At 65.4% G+C, this 13,561-nt stretch carries 13 protein-coding genes; 10 read left to right on the forward strand and 3 right to left on the reverse strand.

Features of this window, described 5'->3' with window-relative positions; all coding sequences use genetic code 11:
• Positions 1–114 precede the first annotated feature (114 nt).
• Positions 115–1,527 (forward strand): 3-isopropylmalate dehydratase large subunit, encoded by a 1,413-nt coding sequence (gene leuC / locus ASD73_RS15560; protein ID WP_056373748.1) that lies wholly within the window; start codon positions 115–117, stop codon positions 1,525–1,527.
• Positions 1,528–1,536: 9 nt separating this feature from the next.
• On the opposite strand, the gene leuD is transcribed toward leuC, so the two are convergent.
• Positions 1,537–2,121, reverse strand: coding sequence for a 3-isopropylmalate dehydratase small subunit (leuD, locus tag ASD73_RS15565; RefSeq protein ID WP_056373750.1), 585 nt, complete (start codon positions 2,119–2,121; stop codon positions 1,537–1,539).
• 191 nt (positions 2,122–2,312) lie between these two features.
• Between leuD and ASD73_RS15570 the strand changes: the two genes are divergently transcribed.
• Together ASD73_RS15570 and ASD73_RS15575 are read left to right on the forward strand one after the other, a co-directional pair.
• The gene (locus ASD73_RS15570; RefSeq protein WP_056373752.1) at positions 2,313–2,819 is read left to right on the forward strand and encodes a MarR family winged helix-turn-helix transcriptional regulator; all 507 of its coding nucleotides are present in this window, start codon (positions 2,313–2,315) and stop codon (positions 2,817–2,819) included.
• 66 nt (positions 2,820–2,885) lie between these two features.
• A complete protein-coding gene (locus ASD73_RS15575; protein WP_056373754.1) occupies positions 2,886–3,461 on the forward strand; it encodes an NADPH-dependent FMN reductase in 576 nt (191 codons plus the stop codon).
• Here the strand turns inward: ASD73_RS15575 and ASD73_RS15580 are convergent.
• Positions 3,458–3,907 (reverse strand): MarR family winged helix-turn-helix transcriptional regulator, encoded by a 450-nt coding sequence (locus ASD73_RS15580; RefSeq protein ID WP_056373756.1) that lies wholly within the window; start codon positions 3,905–3,907, stop codon positions 3,458–3,460. The two genes, ASD73_RS15575 and ASD73_RS15580, sit on opposite strands and share 4 nt — an antisense overlap.
• A gap of 146 nt (positions 3,908–4,053) precedes the next feature.
• Here ASD73_RS15580 and ASD73_RS15585 point away from each other — a divergent pair, with 146 nt between their 5' ends.
• From ASD73_RS15585 to ASD73_RS15610, 6 genes are read left to right on the forward strand one after another with little or no spacing between them, the layout of a single operon-like run.
• On the forward strand, positions 4,054–5,688 hold the full coding sequence (locus tag ASD73_RS15585; RefSeq protein WP_056373757.1) for a long-chain-fatty-acid--CoA ligase: 1,635 nt from the start codon (positions 4,054–4,056) through the stop codon (positions 5,686–5,688).
• Positions 5,689–5,712: 24 nt separating this feature from the next.
• Positions 5,713–6,843, forward strand: a complete 1,131-nt coding sequence (locus tag ASD73_RS15590; RefSeq protein ID WP_056373759.1) for an alpha/beta hydrolase — start codon at positions 5,713–5,715, stop codon at positions 6,841–6,843.
• A 1-nt stretch (position 6,844) separates the two neighbouring features.
• The gene (locus ASD73_RS15595) at positions 6,845–7,822 is read left to right on the forward strand and encodes a phosphotransferase family protein (protein ID WP_056373761.1); all 978 of its coding nucleotides are present in this window, start codon (positions 6,845–6,847) and stop codon (positions 7,820–7,822) included.
• Positions 7,819–9,117, forward strand: a complete 1,299-nt coding sequence (gene eno, locus ASD73_RS15600) for a phosphopyruvate hydratase (protein WP_056373763.1) — start codon at positions 7,819–7,821, stop codon at positions 9,115–9,117. The genes ASD73_RS15595 and eno overlap by 4 nt, the downstream gene beginning before the upstream one ends.
• A complete protein-coding gene (locus ASD73_RS15605) occupies positions 9,114–10,034 on the forward strand; it encodes an NAD(P)-dependent oxidoreductase (protein ID WP_056373765.1) in 921 nt (306 codons plus the stop codon). Before eno ends, ASD73_RS15605 begins: the two co-directional genes overlap by 4 nt.
• The gene (locus ASD73_RS15610; protein WP_082521622.1) at positions 10,034–10,726 is read left to right on the forward strand and encodes an alpha/beta fold hydrolase; all 693 of its coding nucleotides are present in this window, start codon (positions 10,034–10,036) and stop codon (positions 10,724–10,726) included. Before ASD73_RS15605 ends, ASD73_RS15610 begins: the two co-directional genes overlap by 1 nt.
• A gap of 84 nt (positions 10,727–10,810) precedes the next feature.
• Here ASD73_RS15610 and ASD73_RS15615 read toward each other — a convergent pair whose 3' ends face one another.
• Positions 10,811–11,968 (reverse strand): 5-methyltetrahydropteroyltriglutamate--homocysteine methyltransferase, encoded by a 1,158-nt coding sequence (locus tag ASD73_RS15615; RefSeq protein ID WP_443027981.1) that lies wholly within the window; start codon positions 11,966–11,968, stop codon positions 10,811–10,813.
• Between ASD73_RS15615 and ASD73_RS15620 the strand changes: the two genes are divergently transcribed.
• Entirely contained in the window at positions 11,949–13,514 is a 1,566-nt protein-coding gene (locus ASD73_RS15620; RefSeq protein ID WP_056376099.1) for a long-chain-fatty-acid--CoA ligase, read from the forward strand. The genes ASD73_RS15615 and ASD73_RS15620 overlap by 20 nt on opposite strands.
• The last annotated feature ends 47 nt before the right edge of the window (positions 13,515–13,561 follow it).

A 13,561-nucleotide genomic window follows, 5' to 3' on the forward strand; every position in this document is an offset into this window, starting at 1 on the left:
CCGCCACCACCGCCGCTATCGCATCACCGAAGGCGCCGAAGAAATACAGATGCGTAAGGTCGCTGCCTACCTGTTCGGATACATGGGGCCGCGGAGCGAGACGATCGGGAAACTGTGAACCGGCCCCGCACGCTTTACGACAAGATATGGGATGCGCACGCCGTCGCCGAGGATGACGGCGAGACTTTGCTCTATATCGACCTGCACCTGCTTCACGAGGTGACCTCGCCGCAAGCCTTCGCCGGGCTGGCGGCGGCGGGGCGGGCGGTGCGGCGTCCCGAGCGCGCGCTGGCCTTGTCCGATCATAATGTGCCGACGGCGGGGCAGGCGGCGGGCCCCGCCGGGGTTGCCGATGCCGAAGCGCGCGCGCAGCTCGAAGCGCTGGTCAGCAACACGCGTGATTTCGGGATCGAGAATTTCCCGATGGGCGATCCGCGCGGCGGGATCGTCCATGTCGTCGGGCCCGAACAGGGACGATCGCAGCCGGGGATGACGATCGTCTGCGGCGACAGCCACACGTCGACGCATGGCGCATTCGGAGCGCTGGCGTTCGGGATCGGCACGTCGGAGGTCGAGCATGTGCTGGCGACGCAGACGATCCGCCAGCGCCGGTCGCGCAACATGCGCGTGACGGTCGATGGCGTGCTCGCGCCGCACGTCCATGCCAAGGATCTCGCGCTCCACCTGCTCGGCGTAATCGGGGTCGATGGCGCGACAGGGCATGTCGTCGAATATGCCGGCGAAGCCGTCCGGGCGCTGTCGATGGAGGCGCGGATGACGCTGTGCAATCTCAGCATCGAAATGGGCGCGCGCGCGGGACTGGTCGCGCCCGATGCGACGACCTTCGCCTATCTGGCGGGTCGGCCCGCGGCGCCGACGGGGAAGGCGTGGGATGCCGCGCGCGCGCGCTGGGCGGCCCTCGCAAGCGATGATGCGGCGCTATTCGACCGAGAAATGCGGGTCGATGCGCGCGATGTCCGGCCGATGGTGAGCTGGGGCACAAACCCGTCGCAGGTTGCCGCGATCGACGGACGCGTTCCCGATCCGGCCGCGCTGACGAACGCCGAAGCGCGCGGCGCAGCGACACGCGCGCTTGCCTATATGGACCTGACGCCGGGCGTGCCGATCGCCGGATTGCGGCTCGACCGCGTGTTTATCGGCAGTTGCACTAACAGCCGGATCGAGGATCTGCGCATCGTGGCGGAAGTCGTGCGCGGCCGCCGCGTCGCGCCGCATGTTCGCGCGATGGTCGTGCCGGGGTCGGGGCTGGTCAAAAGACAGGCCGAGGAAGAGGGGATCGACCGCGTCCTGCGCGACGCGGGGTTCGACTGGCGCGAGCCCGGCTGTTCGATGTGCGTCGGCATGAACGCCGACCGGCTGCAGTCCGGCGAGCGCTGCGCCGCGACGTCGAACCGCAATTTCGAGAACCGGCAGGTGCGCGGCGGGCGCACCCATTTGATGAGCCCGGCTCTCGCGGCGGCGAGTGCGATTGCGGGCTGCATCGCGGCGCCCGAAGTGCCGGGCTAGGGTCAGACTCTAGAGCGCCGCTTCGAACCGCGCGATCGCATCGGCGTGGCGCAGCGTGCGGGCGATGTCGTCGAGCCCCTCCATCAGGATCCGGCGATCATCGGGATCGATCGCGAAATCGATCGCCTCGCCCGACGCGAGCCGGATTCGCTGCGCTTCTAGGTCGACCTCGACCGGGGCATATTGGGCGAGCGCGATTTCGTCGCGCAGCCGCGCGCATGTTGCGTCGGGCAGGCGGATCAGCAGCAGGCCATTCTTGCGGGCGTTCCCGGCAAAGATATCGCCGAAGCTTGGCGCGATGACGCAGCGAATGCCGAAATCGGTGAGCGCCCATACCGCATGTTCGCGCGACGATCCGCAGCCGAAATTGCGGTCGGCGACAAGAATCCCGGCTTCGCGGCAGGCGGGCCGGTTGAGGATGAAGTCGCCGCGTTCGTTGCCATCGTCCACGAAGCGCAGCTCGCGGAACAGATGTTTGCCAAGGCCCGTGCGGGTCAGCGACTTCATATATTGCGCAGGGATGATCATGTCGGTGTCGACATTGGCGAGCGGCAGCGGGGCCGCGACCGCTTTCATCCGGGTAAATTTTTGCACATCGCCTCCATTAACTTAGTATTCTAAGTAAATGGGTCGACCGATCTTGTCCAACATTATCGCGGGGTTGGAAGGGCGATACGGCGCAGGATGGCGATGAAGACAGTTGCCGCGCGAATCTTCGTGTCCTAAGGTTCGCAATCGCGCGGGCCAGCGCCCGGCGCCGGGGACCGCGACAGGGGAGCAGGATTTTGGCAAAGAAACCACAGGATTACCGACATCCCGCCGAATATTATACCGATCCTGAAAACAGCATCGGTTATCTGGCGCGCGTCGTCTTCCGCTCCTTTTCGCGGCTGCTCGAACGCCGCACGCTGACGCACGACGTCTCCGCGGGGCAGTGGCGGTTCCTCCGCCAGCTGTGGCGCGAGGACGGCATCACCCAGCGCGAACTCAGCGAACGCGTCGGGATGCGCGAACCGACAACGGTCGTCGCGCTCAAGGGGCTGGAAAAGGCCGGGCTGATCACGCGCAGGAAGACCGCCGACGATCGCCGCAAGACTTTCATCCACCTGACGCCGCATGCGAAAAAGCTCGAACTGATCCTCGCGCCGATGAACGCCGAGATTCACGAGATCGCGACCAAGGGGATGACCGACGAGGAGGTCGAGGTGCTGCAGGGGCTGATGCGCCGCGTCATCGACAATCTCGGCGATGAAACGCGCAAGCTCGCGGTGCTATCCGACATCAAGGCCTGATCGCTTGCATTTGCTGTGCGTCCGGACAATAAGTTAGTATTCTAACTATATTGTCCGGGAGGGAAAATGACCAGCATCGCCGTCATCGTGGGTAGCACCCGCGAGGGATCTTTTAACCGCGCATTGGGCGAAGTCGCCGCCGCAAGCCTCGAATCTCAAGGTGCAAGCGTGACGCGGGTCGATCTCGCAGCGTTCGACCTGCCGCTCTATTCGGCGGCGCTGGAAGCAAGCGCCTTTCCGCCCGACGCGGTGAAGCTCAAGGCGCTTTTCGTCGCGCAGGACGGCCTGCTCTTCGTCTCGCCAGAATATAATGGATCGCTGCCGCCGCTGCTCAAGAATGCGATCGACTGGGCGTCGCGCCCGACCGGCGACGAGGGCCTCGTTGCGCTGACCGCCTATCGCGGCAAGGCGGCGGCGATCATGTCGGCGTCGATCAGCCCGTTCGGCGGGCTGCGTGGGCTGATGCACTTGCGCCAGATATTGTCGACGATCCAGATGCTGGTGATTCCCGAACAGGTGCTGGTGCCGAACGCTCACGCCGCTTTCGCCGAAGATGGCAGCTTGAAGGAGCCTCTGCCGGCGTCGCTCGTCGAAATGACCGCCGGACGGTTGATCGCGGTCGCGAAGGCCCTCGCGGTTTAGACGCGCCGAAAGGGGACGGCGGGTTCGATATTGTCGCCCCAGTCGGCCTCGAGCGCGGCGAGCAGCGCGTCGAACTTGTCTTGTCCCAGCCTGGCGGCGATCTGCGCGGTGAGCGCGTCCATCGAGCGCTGTGCATCCTTGCGCATGCGCGCGCCGAGGTCGGTCAGCGACACGGTCATGTGGCGACGGTCGACGGGATCGACGTCCATCTGCACGATGCCGAGCTTCACCATCTGGTTGATCGTGCTGTGGATCGCCTGCCGCGATATGCCCAGATTGCGCGCGATGTCCGACGGGCGCACGATACCGCTGACGATATTCGTCATCACCATCGATTGCGGGCGGTTGACGTCGGGCCAGCCATGGTCGTGGAGCCGCGCCTGAAGCCCTTCGTCGAGCCAGCAGAAGCGCTGGAAAAGCGCGATGATAAGCTGGTTGGTGCGCATGGACGCTATGATATGCCCCTGTTGCCGACGGGGTGCCGACGTCAGCAAGCTAGAAGAGCAGGGCGGGCGAAGCAAGGCAGAGCGGCGTTGCAAAGGCAAAATACTTAGCATACTATCTATTGTAGCGAGAATGGAGAGAGAGTCGCATGGACGGGTTGATGCAGAATGTGCCGCTGACGGTCGACCGGATCATCGATCATGCGGCGAACTGGCACGGCGCGCGCGAGATCGTGTCGCGCGATGCCGAGGGGCGCGTCACCCGCTCGACCTGGGCCGACGTTCATGCCGACGCGAAGCGCGTCTCGAACGCGCTCGCCGCCGAAGGGATCAAACCCGGCGACCGCGTCGCGACAATGGCGTGGAACGGCGCGCGCCACCTTGCCGCCTGGTACGGCGCGGCGGGGATGGGGGCGGTGCTCCATACGCTCAATCCGCGGCTCTTTCCCGAACAGATCGCCTATATCGCGAACCATGCGGGTGACCGGTTGCTGATCGCCGACCCGGCGACCGCGGAGCTGGTCGAGCAATTGCTTTCGCAGGTGCCGTCGATCGAGAAGGTGATCTTTTTCTGTGACCGCGCTTCGTTGCCGCAAACCAGCTTTGCCGCGACCGCCTTCGATGACTGGATCGCCGGCCAGCCTGCCGAATATATCTGGGGCGGGTTCGACGAGAATGCGGCGTGCGGGCTCTGCTACACCAGCGGTACGACGGGCAATCCGAAAGGCGTGCTCTATTCGCACCGCTCCAATTATATCCACGCGCTGATGACCTTGCAGCGCGACGCGCTCGGCCTGTCGGCGCGCGACACGGTGCTGCTGGTCGTGCCCATGTATCATGCCAATGCGTGGGGCGTTGTCTATTCGGCGCCCGCGGTTGGCGCGAAACTGGTGCTCCCGGGGCAGCGGATGGACGGCGAATCGATCTATAATCTGATCGAGCAGGAGGGCGTCACTTACTCGGCCGCCGTACCAACAGTGTGGCAGATGTTGCTGCAATATATGCAGGAAAATGGAAAGCGCTTCACGACGCTGGAGCGCGTGACGATCGGTGGTTCGGCGTGCCCCGAATCGATCATTCGTACCTTCCGCGACGATTATGGCGTCGATGTCATCCAGGGCTGGGGCATGACCGAAACCTCGCCGCTCGGGACGGTGTCGGTGTCCAATGCCGCGGTCGCGGCGAAATCCGATGTCGAGCAGATGGCGTATAAGCTCAAGCAGGGCCGGTTGCTTTGCGGGCTCGACATGAAGCTCGTCGACGATGCGGGCAACCGTCTGCCGCATGACGGCAAGACGCCGGGGCGGCTGATGGTGAAGGGGCCGACGATCGCGGGAGGCTATTATGGCGGCGAGGGCGGCGACGTGCTCGACGAAGAAGGTTTTTTCGACACCGGCGACGTCAGCACGATCGATGGCGAAGGCTATATGCAGATTACCGACCGCGCGAAGGATGTCGTGAAGTCGGGCGGCGAGTGGATCAGTTCGATCGAGATCGAGAATATCGCGATGGGACATGACGCGGTCGCCAACGCCGCCGTCGTCGGGGTCGCGCATCCGAAGTGGGACGAGCGACCGATCCTGCTGTGCGAACTGAAGCCGGGCGCCGACGCCTCCGCCGATGATCTCAAATCCTTCCTCGACGGCAAGATCGCCAAATGGTGGATGCCCGACGACGTGCTGTTCGTAGCGGCAATCCCGCTTGGGCCGACGGGCAAGATCGACAAGAAGGCGATCCGCGCGGGGCTTGAGGGGTACGAGCTGCCCTTTGAAGTCACCCGCTGACAATATCAAAACAGGAGAGAGAATATGATGGACCCGAACGGGATCGAAGGACTGGACGCGCAATTTGTCGGGCTGGTGTCGCCAACGGCGCCGCGCATTCAGGCGGGCGGGCACCCGTGCCAGGGCATCTATTGGACCGAGGCGGGCAAGCGGCCGAAGGTCGCGATCATCGCCACCCATTATAATGTCGATTTCAAGGAACATTATATCGCGCCCTATTTCGCGCGGCAGGGTTTCGGCTTCCTCGGCTGGAACACGCGCTATCGCGGGTTCGAGGATCAGTTCCTGCTCGAACATGCGGTGCTCGACATCGGCGTGGGCATGAAATGGCTGAAGGAAGTGGCGGGCGTCGAGCAGATCGTCATCCTCGGCAACTCGGGCGGCGGCTCGCTGATGGGCGCCTATCAGGCCGAAGCGATCGCGCCGACATTGACCGATCGCTTGCCGTCGGCGGGACAGGACGCGCTGGCGTCGCTGATCAAGGGCGACCTGTATATCAGCTTCAATGCGCATCAGGGGCGCCCCGAAGTGCTGACCGACTGGATGGACGCATCGGTGGTCGACGAGAATGACCCGACGCTCACCGACCCCGAACTCGACCCGTTCAACCCCGACAACGGCCCGCCCTATTCGGAGGAGTTCATCGCGAAATATCGCGCCGGTCAGCGCGCGCGCAATCAGCGGATCACCGACTGGGCAAAGGCCGAGCTGAAACGGCTCAACGATGCCGGCATTCCCGACCGCATCTTCCCGATGTTCCGGTGCTGGGGCGATATCCGCTGCGTCGATCCGGCGATCGATCCGTCGGACCGCAAGCCCAATTGGTGTTATCGCGGCGACCCCGCGACCGCGAACCGCTCGCCCAGCATCGGCCGCGCCAACACGATCAAGACCTGGCTCAATATGTGGAGCCTCGAAACCTCGCCGTGCCAGGGCCAGCCGCACCTCGTCAAGCACGATACGCCCGCACTGGTCGTGCAGGGGACGGCCGACACGGGCGTCTTCCCGAGCGACGCGCGCAAGATTTTCGATTTCCTCGGCTCGACCGACAAGAAGCTCGAATTGATCCCCGGGGCGCATTATTTCGAGGACTCGATCGAAGAACGGCAGAACGCCGCCGACCTCGTCGGCGCGTGGATACGGGAGAAGCTGTGACGTGACGGCCGACGCCGACATCATCGACGGATTGCGCGACGCCGGGCTGGTGGGTGAGGGCGATGTCGTGCTCGAACCGCTGACCGGCGGCGTGTCGTGCGACGTTTGGAAGGTCGAGACGCCGACGGGGCCGATCGTCGTCAAACGCCCGCTCGAACAGCTTCGCGTCGCCGCCGAATGGCACGCGCCGATCGAACGCGGCCAGAGCGAGGTGCGCTGGCTGCGGCGCGCGCGCGGGGTCGATGCGCATATGGCGCCCGAGGTGCTCGCCGAACTGCCCGGCTACGGTTTTGCGATGCGCTTCCTGCCCGGCTCTCCGGTGTGGAAGGACGAACTGATGACCGGGCGGGTCGATGTTGATTTCGCCGCCGCTGTGGGCCGGGGGGTTGCGGCTGTCCACGCCGCGACAGCGATCAATTCGGCCGACCGCGATGCCTTTCCGAACGACGCGATGTTCCGCGCGCTGCGCGTCGATCCCTTCCTGATCTACGTCGCCGAGCATGACGCCGAGTTGGCGCCGGTCTTGCGCGCGCTTGCCGACGACGTATCGTCGCGCAAGATCGCGCTCGTCCACGGCGACGTCAGCCCCAAGAATATCCTCGTCAGCGCCGACGGTCCGGTGTTTCTCGATGCCGAATGCGCCGTTTATGGCGACCCGGCGTTCGACGTCGCCTTCTGCACGACGCATCTGCTGCTGAAGGCGGTGTGGTCGGGCGATGCCCGGCTGAACGAAGCCGCTGCGGCGCTCGTTGCGGCGTATCGCTCGGCGATCGATTGGGAGAATGTTGACGGCCTGCTGCTCCGCGCGGGCAAGCTCACCGCGGCGCTGCTTCTCGCGCGCGTCGAGGGCAAGTCGCCCGCACCGTATCTCACCGACCCTGAACACAAGCGCATCGTGCGCGATCAGGCACGGACACTCATTGTCGCGCCGTCGCCGATCGACGTGCTCGTCGCCAACTGGAAAAGGAACCTTGTATGACTTCGCGTATCGCCTCTGTCACTGGCCGCCAGATCTGGGATTCGCGTGGTCGGCCCACCGTTGAGGCCGAGGTCATGCTGGAATCGGGTGCGGTCGGCCGGGCTATCGCGCCCGCGGGCGCCTCGCGCGGCGCGCATGAAGCGATCGACCTGCGCGACGGCGGCGCGGCGTTCGGGGGCTTCGGCGTCGACCGCGCGGTCGCAGGGATCGGATCGGAGATCGCGAATGCGATCATCGGGATGGATGCGCGTGAACAGGCGGCGGTCGACGCGGCGCTTTGCGACCTCGACGGCACGCTGAACAAGGCGCGGCTCGGCGCGAATGCCGTCGTCGCGGTGTCGATGGCGGTGCTTCACGCCGCCGCAGCGGACGCGCACGCGCCGCTGTGGCGTTATCTCGCGGGCGGGCAAAAGGTCCGCGTGCCGCTCCCCGAAATTCAGATTTTCGGCGGCGGCGCGCACGCCGGTCGGCGCACCGACGTGCAGGATTTCATGGTGATGTGCCCGAAGGCCGGCAGCTTCCGCCGCGCGCTCGAGATCACCGACGATGTCTATCGCGCCGCGGGCAAACTGATGGAGGCGAAGGGACCGCTGTCGGGGGTCGCCGACGAAGGCGGCTGGTGGCCGAATTTCGTGTCGAACGAGGATGCGCTCGACACGCTGACGAAAGCAATCGAGGCGAGCGGGCACCGCGCGGGCGAGGAGGTATTTATCTCGCTCGACATCGCCGCGAACGAACTCGGTGACGCCGACGGCTATGATCTCGCGCTCGACGACGGGCGCCTGTCGGGCGAAGCGATGGCGGCGCGCATTGTCGACTGGGCGGGGCGCTATCCGATCCTGTCGATCGAGGATCCGGCGGGACAGGACGACTGGACGACGATGGCGGCGATGACCGCGGCGATTGGCGAGCGCGTCCAGATCATCGGGGACGATGTGCTCGTCACCAATGCGGCGCGCGTCGAGCGCGCCGGCGATGCGGCGGTGTGCAACGCGGCGCTGATCAAGGTCAATCAGGTCGGCACGGTGACCGAAGCCAAGGCGGCGCTCGACGCCGCGGTGACGCGCGGGTGGGGCGCGATCGTCTCGGCGCGCTCGGGCGAGAGCGAGGATGTCACCATCGCGCATCTCGCGACGGGGTGGGATGCCGGGCAATTGAAGGTCGGCAGCTTCACGCGCTCGGAACGGATGGCGAAGTGGAACGAGATGTTGCGGATCGAGGAAGCGATGGGCGGCGACGCGGTGTTTGCGGGCTTTTCGGCTTTTGCGGGGGCGATCGGCCGGGTGGCGGCATGATCGTCCTCCACGCCCGGCCGAGCCCGGGATTCCGTGAGGCCGTCGATGCGATCTTCGGCCCCGGCGTCGTCGTGCATGTCGACGAGGCCGCGCCGCTCGACGCGGTGGCGCCGGAAATCACCGCGCTGCTCCACGTCCTGAGCCCCGTGACACCCGAATTCATCGCTTCCGCACCGAAGTTGAAGCTGATTCAGAAACTGGGCGTCGGCGTGAATACGATCGCGCTCGACGCGGCGCGCGATCATGGTGTCGCCGTCTGCAACATGCCCGGCACGAACAGCCAAGCGGTCGCGGAAATGGCGTTGTCGCTCATGATGGCGGTGCTCCGTCGTACCTGCTTTTTCGACGCACGGACCCGCGCGGGCGAGGGGTGGACGGCCGATCCGTCCGAACTCGATAGCGTGGGCGAGGTTGCAGGCCGGACGGTCGGGCTGGTCGGTTTCGGCCATTCGGCGCAGCTGCTCGCGCCGGTGCTGGCGGCGCTCGGGGCGAACGTCGTCTATACCGCGCGCCATCGCCGTGACTGCGCGTATGAATATCGCCCTTTCAATGACTTGATCGCCGAAGCCGATATCGTTTCGCTGCACATGCCGCTCACCGAGGAGACCCGCGCGAGCGTCGATCCGTTCGCGATGAAGAAGGGCGCGGTGCTCGTAAACACCGCGCGCGGCGAACTCGTCGATCAGGCGCGGCTGGTCGAGGCGCTGACCGCGGGCCATCTGCGCGGCGCGGGACTGGATGTGTTCGGCGAGGAGCCGCTGCCGCGGACCAATCCCCTGCTCAACCTGCCCAATGTCGTGCTCGCGCCGCATATCGCATGGCTGACGCCCGAAACGCTTGTGCGCAGCCTGACCGTGGCGCACGAAAATTGCCGCCGTCTCGCGGCGGGTGAAACTCTTCTTCATCAGGTGGTCTAATGTCTCTCCCTATTGTTTTGATAACCGGTCAGCTTTTAACCAGCGCTGTGTGGCAGCCGTTGCTCGATGCGTGGAGCGATCGCGAGGTGATCGTTGCCGATAACCGCAGCGACGACACGATCGAGGGTTTCGCGCAGCGCCTGCTCGACAATGCGCCGCCGCGGTTCGCGCTGATCGCGCACGCGATGGGCGGCTTCGTCGCTTTCGAGGTGATGCGGCGCGCGCCCGAACGTGTAGCTAAGCTTGCGCTGATCTCGACACTGGCGTCGGCCGACGGTCCCGCGCAGACCGCGCGGCGGCAGGGTTATATCGACCTCGTCGAAAGCGGCAATTTCGACCAGGTCGTCGAGGAACGCATCCCCATCCTCTTTCCCGAAGAAAAGCGCAGCGACGCAGGCCTGCTCGGCATCGCGCGGAAGATGGCGGCCGATACCGGCGCCGACACCTTCCTTGCGCAGCAACGCGCGATCATGGCACGCATCGACAGCCGGCCGCGACTCGGCGAGATTGCGGTGCCGACCTTGCTGGTCTGGGGCGAGAAGGACGGCATCACCAGCCGCGCGCATCATGACGAGATTCTGGACGCCATCCCGGGGGCGCGGCTGGAAGTCGTGGCAGGGGCAGGGCATCTGCCGACGGTGGAGGCGCCCGAAGTGGTGGTGGCGCTGCTGGCCGGGTTCGTGGATCAATAACTTCGTCATTCCCGCGAAAGCGGGAACCCAGCGAGCAAACGTTGCAACTGGTTACCGCTTTCGCGGGAATGACGAGGTTTGGTGTTACTTCAGCTCCGCCCGTACCAGCGCGGTCCCGTCGACCATCGCCTTCAGCTTGGCCTGTGAATGTTCGCGGCTGTGGTATTTCATCCCGCAGTCGGGCGCGATCCACAGCCGTTCGGCGTCGACGTAGCGCAGCGCCTCGCGGATGCGCCCCGCGACGACCTCGGGGGTCTCGACCTCCGGAATCGACAGGTCGAGCACGCCGTACATGATCGTCTTGGTGGGCAGTTCGGCGAGGATTGCGGGGTCGAGCCCCGGCTGCGCCGCCTCGATCGAGATCACGTCGATCGCCGACGCTTCGAGTTCGGCGAGGAAGTCGTACGCCTTGGGCTTCGGCCCCGTCGCGCCCGCGCCATGATGCACCATCGCATAGCCGAAGCAGATGTGGAGCGCGGTCGTGCCGTCAACGCCGTCGAGCGCGCGGTTGATCGCCTCGATCGCATAGCTGTTCGCCTCGGCGGCACGCGCCTGCAGATAGGGCTCGTCGAGCTGGACCACGTCGACCCCCGCCGCGAACAAATCCCTCACTTCGGCATTGACCGCGTCGGCATAGTCCATCGCGAGTGCGCGCAGGTCGGGATAATAGCCATTCTCGGCCTGCTGCGTCATCGTGAAAGGGCCGGGCAGGGTGAGCTTCACCGGCCTCGTCGAATGGCGGCGGAGGAAGGCCGCATCCTGCGCCTCGATCGGCGCGACGCGGCGGATAGGGCCCGAAACGAGCGGCACCGGATTGGCGTTGCCCGTGCGGTCGACCGCCGTGCCATGCTTTTCGCGGTCGATCCCCGACAGCGCGGTCGCGAGGCGGTTCGAATAGCTTTCACGGCGCATTTCGCCGTCGCCGACGATGTCGATTCCCAGTTCCTCCTGGTCGCGGATCGCCATCAAGGTGGCGGCTTCCTGCGCGTCGGCGAGCCAGGGTTCGGGGACGCGCCACAGCGTCTCGGCGCGGACGCGCGGGGGCAGGCTGGCCTTCAGCCGCTCGCGGTCGATCAGCCAGTCAGGCTGGGGGTAGCTTCCGACGATCGTTGTCGGCAGGATGGGGTGGTCGAACAAGGCCGCTCCTCTCATTTTTGGGCTGGTCAAACATTTGCTTAGTATTCTATCTAATTCAAGTCGAAACGACGATTGGGAGAGCAAAATGATCGATCTGGAGGCCATCCGGACGCTGGCGGATATTCCGGCGGCGCAGGCGCGCGTGCGGGGGCAGGCGACCGCGGTGAAATTCGGGACGCGCGAGACGAGTTTTGCGGCGCTCGACGCGCGGTCGAATCGCGTCGCGCATGCGCTGCTCGCGTCAGGTATCGCGCCCGGCGATCGCATCTCGGCGCTGACCAAGAACCACGACAGCTGGTATCCGCTCTTCTTCGGAGCAGCGCGCGCGCGCGCCTGTTTCGCTCCGATCAACTGCCGCCTCGCACCCGCCGAGATCGGCTTTATTCTTAGCGATGCCTGGCCGAAACTGCTGTTCGTCGGCGAAGATTTCTTCGATTGCGCGCTCGCGGCGATTGCCGACCTGGCGACACCCCCAAGGCTGATCGCGCTCTATGGTGAACATCCCGCGTTCGAGCCGTTCGATGCGTGGCTTGGCGAGGCGTCCGATGCGGTGCTCGCCGATCCGCCGCAACTCGGCGACGATGTGCTCCAGCTTTATACCAGCGGCACCACGGGCCTGCCCAAAGGCGTGGTGCTCACCAACGCAAACTACCGCACTTTCCTCGAGGCCGCGACCGAGGTCGACGGCTTTGCGTATGGCGAGGACGAGACGGTGATGATCGTCATGCCGCTGTTCCACGTCGCGGGCACGAACGTCAGTTTCTCCGGTCTCGCGCAGGGTGGGCGGCTCGTGCTCGTCAAGGATTTCACCGCGGCCGACGCGGTGCGCATGATGCGCGAGGAAAATGTCGCGCACGCCTTCCTCGCGCCCGCGATGATCCAGATGATGCTGCTCCAGCCCGACGCGAATAATGGCGCCTATCCCGCGCTCAAGTCGATCGCTTATGGCGCGTCGCCGATCGCCGAGGATGTGTTGCGCCGCGCGCGCGCGACCTTCGGCTGCGATTTCGTGCAATTCTACGGCATGACCGAGTCGGCGGGCGGCGGCTCCTATCTCTCGCCAAGCGCGCATGATCTGCCGGGCAAGCTCACCTCGTGCGGCAAACCCTGGCCGGGCGCCGCAATGGCGATCCTGGGCGGCGATGGGCGTGAGTTGGGCGAAGGCGAGATCGGCGAGATCGCGATCCGCGGCGGTATCGTGATGAAGGAATATTGGAACCGCGCCGCAGCGACCGAAGAGACGCTGGCGGGCGGATGGCTTCATACCGGCGACGTCGGCTATCGCGACGCCGACGGATTCTACTACGTCCACGACCGGATCAAGGACATGATCGTGTCGGGCGGCGAGAATGTCTATCCGGCCGAGGTCGAGAGCGCGATCATGGGCTGTCCGGGGGTCGCCGACGTCGCGGTGATCGGCGTGCCCGACGACAAATGGGGCGAGAGCGTCAAAGCCCTGATCGTACCGGCCGCGGGCGCGACACTCGACCCTGCCGATGTCGTTGCCTGGGCGCGTGAACGGATCGCGGCGTACAAGATCCCCAAGAGTGTCGAATTTATCGAGGCGTTGCCGCGCAACCCGTCGGGCAAGGTGCTCCGCCGCGAATTGCGCGCGCCTTATTGGGAAGGGCGCGACCGCGCCGTGGGATAGCCTGAAACGACTGCTTTGGGGTGGTGAACTGTCATCGTGATCCCCGA

The organism is Sphingopyxis sp. Root154 (assembly GCF_001427105.1).
In the GTDB taxonomy this organism is placed as follows: domain Bacteria; phylum Pseudomonadota; class Alphaproteobacteria; order Sphingomonadales; family Sphingomonadaceae; genus Sphingopyxis.

What these genes read in the sequence shown, in the direction of transcription:
- ASD73_RS15605 (WP_056373765.1), top strand. Translation starts at nt 9,114, where the DNA reads ATGATCGTCCTCCACGCCCGGCCGAGCCCGGGATTCCGTGAGGCCGTC.
- ASD73_RS15580 (WP_056373756.1), bottom strand. Translation starts at nt 3,907, where the DNA reads ATGCGCACCAACCAGCTTATCATCGCGCTTTTCCAGCGCTTCTGCTGG.
- ASD73_RS15590 (WP_056373759.1), top strand. Translation starts at nt 5,713, where the DNA reads ATGATGGACCCGAACGGGATCGAAGGACTGGACGCGCAATTTGTCGGG.
- ASD73_RS15620 (WP_056376099.1), top strand. Translation starts at nt 11,949, where the DNA reads ATGATCGATCTGGAGGCCATCCGGACGCTGGCGGATATTCCGGCGGCG.
- eno (WP_056373763.1), top strand. Translation starts at nt 7,819, where the DNA reads ATGACTTCGCGTATCGCCTCTGTCACTGGCCGCCAGATCTGGGATTCG.
- ASD73_RS15575 (WP_056373754.1), top strand. Translation starts at nt 2,886, where the DNA reads ATGACCAGCATCGCCGTCATCGTGGGTAGCACCCGCGAGGGATCTTTT.
- ASD73_RS15585 (WP_056373757.1), top strand. Translation starts at nt 4,054, where the DNA reads ATGGACGGGTTGATGCAGAATGTGCCGCTGACGGTCGACCGGATCATC.
- ASD73_RS15610 (WP_082521622.1), top strand. Translation starts at nt 10,034, where the DNA reads ATGTCTCTCCCTATTGTTTTGATAACCGGTCAGCTTTTAACCAGCGCT.
- ASD73_RS15615 (WP_443027981.1), bottom strand. Translation starts at nt 11,968, where the DNA reads ATGGCCTCCAGATCGATCATTTTGCTCTCCCAATCGTCGTTTCGACTT.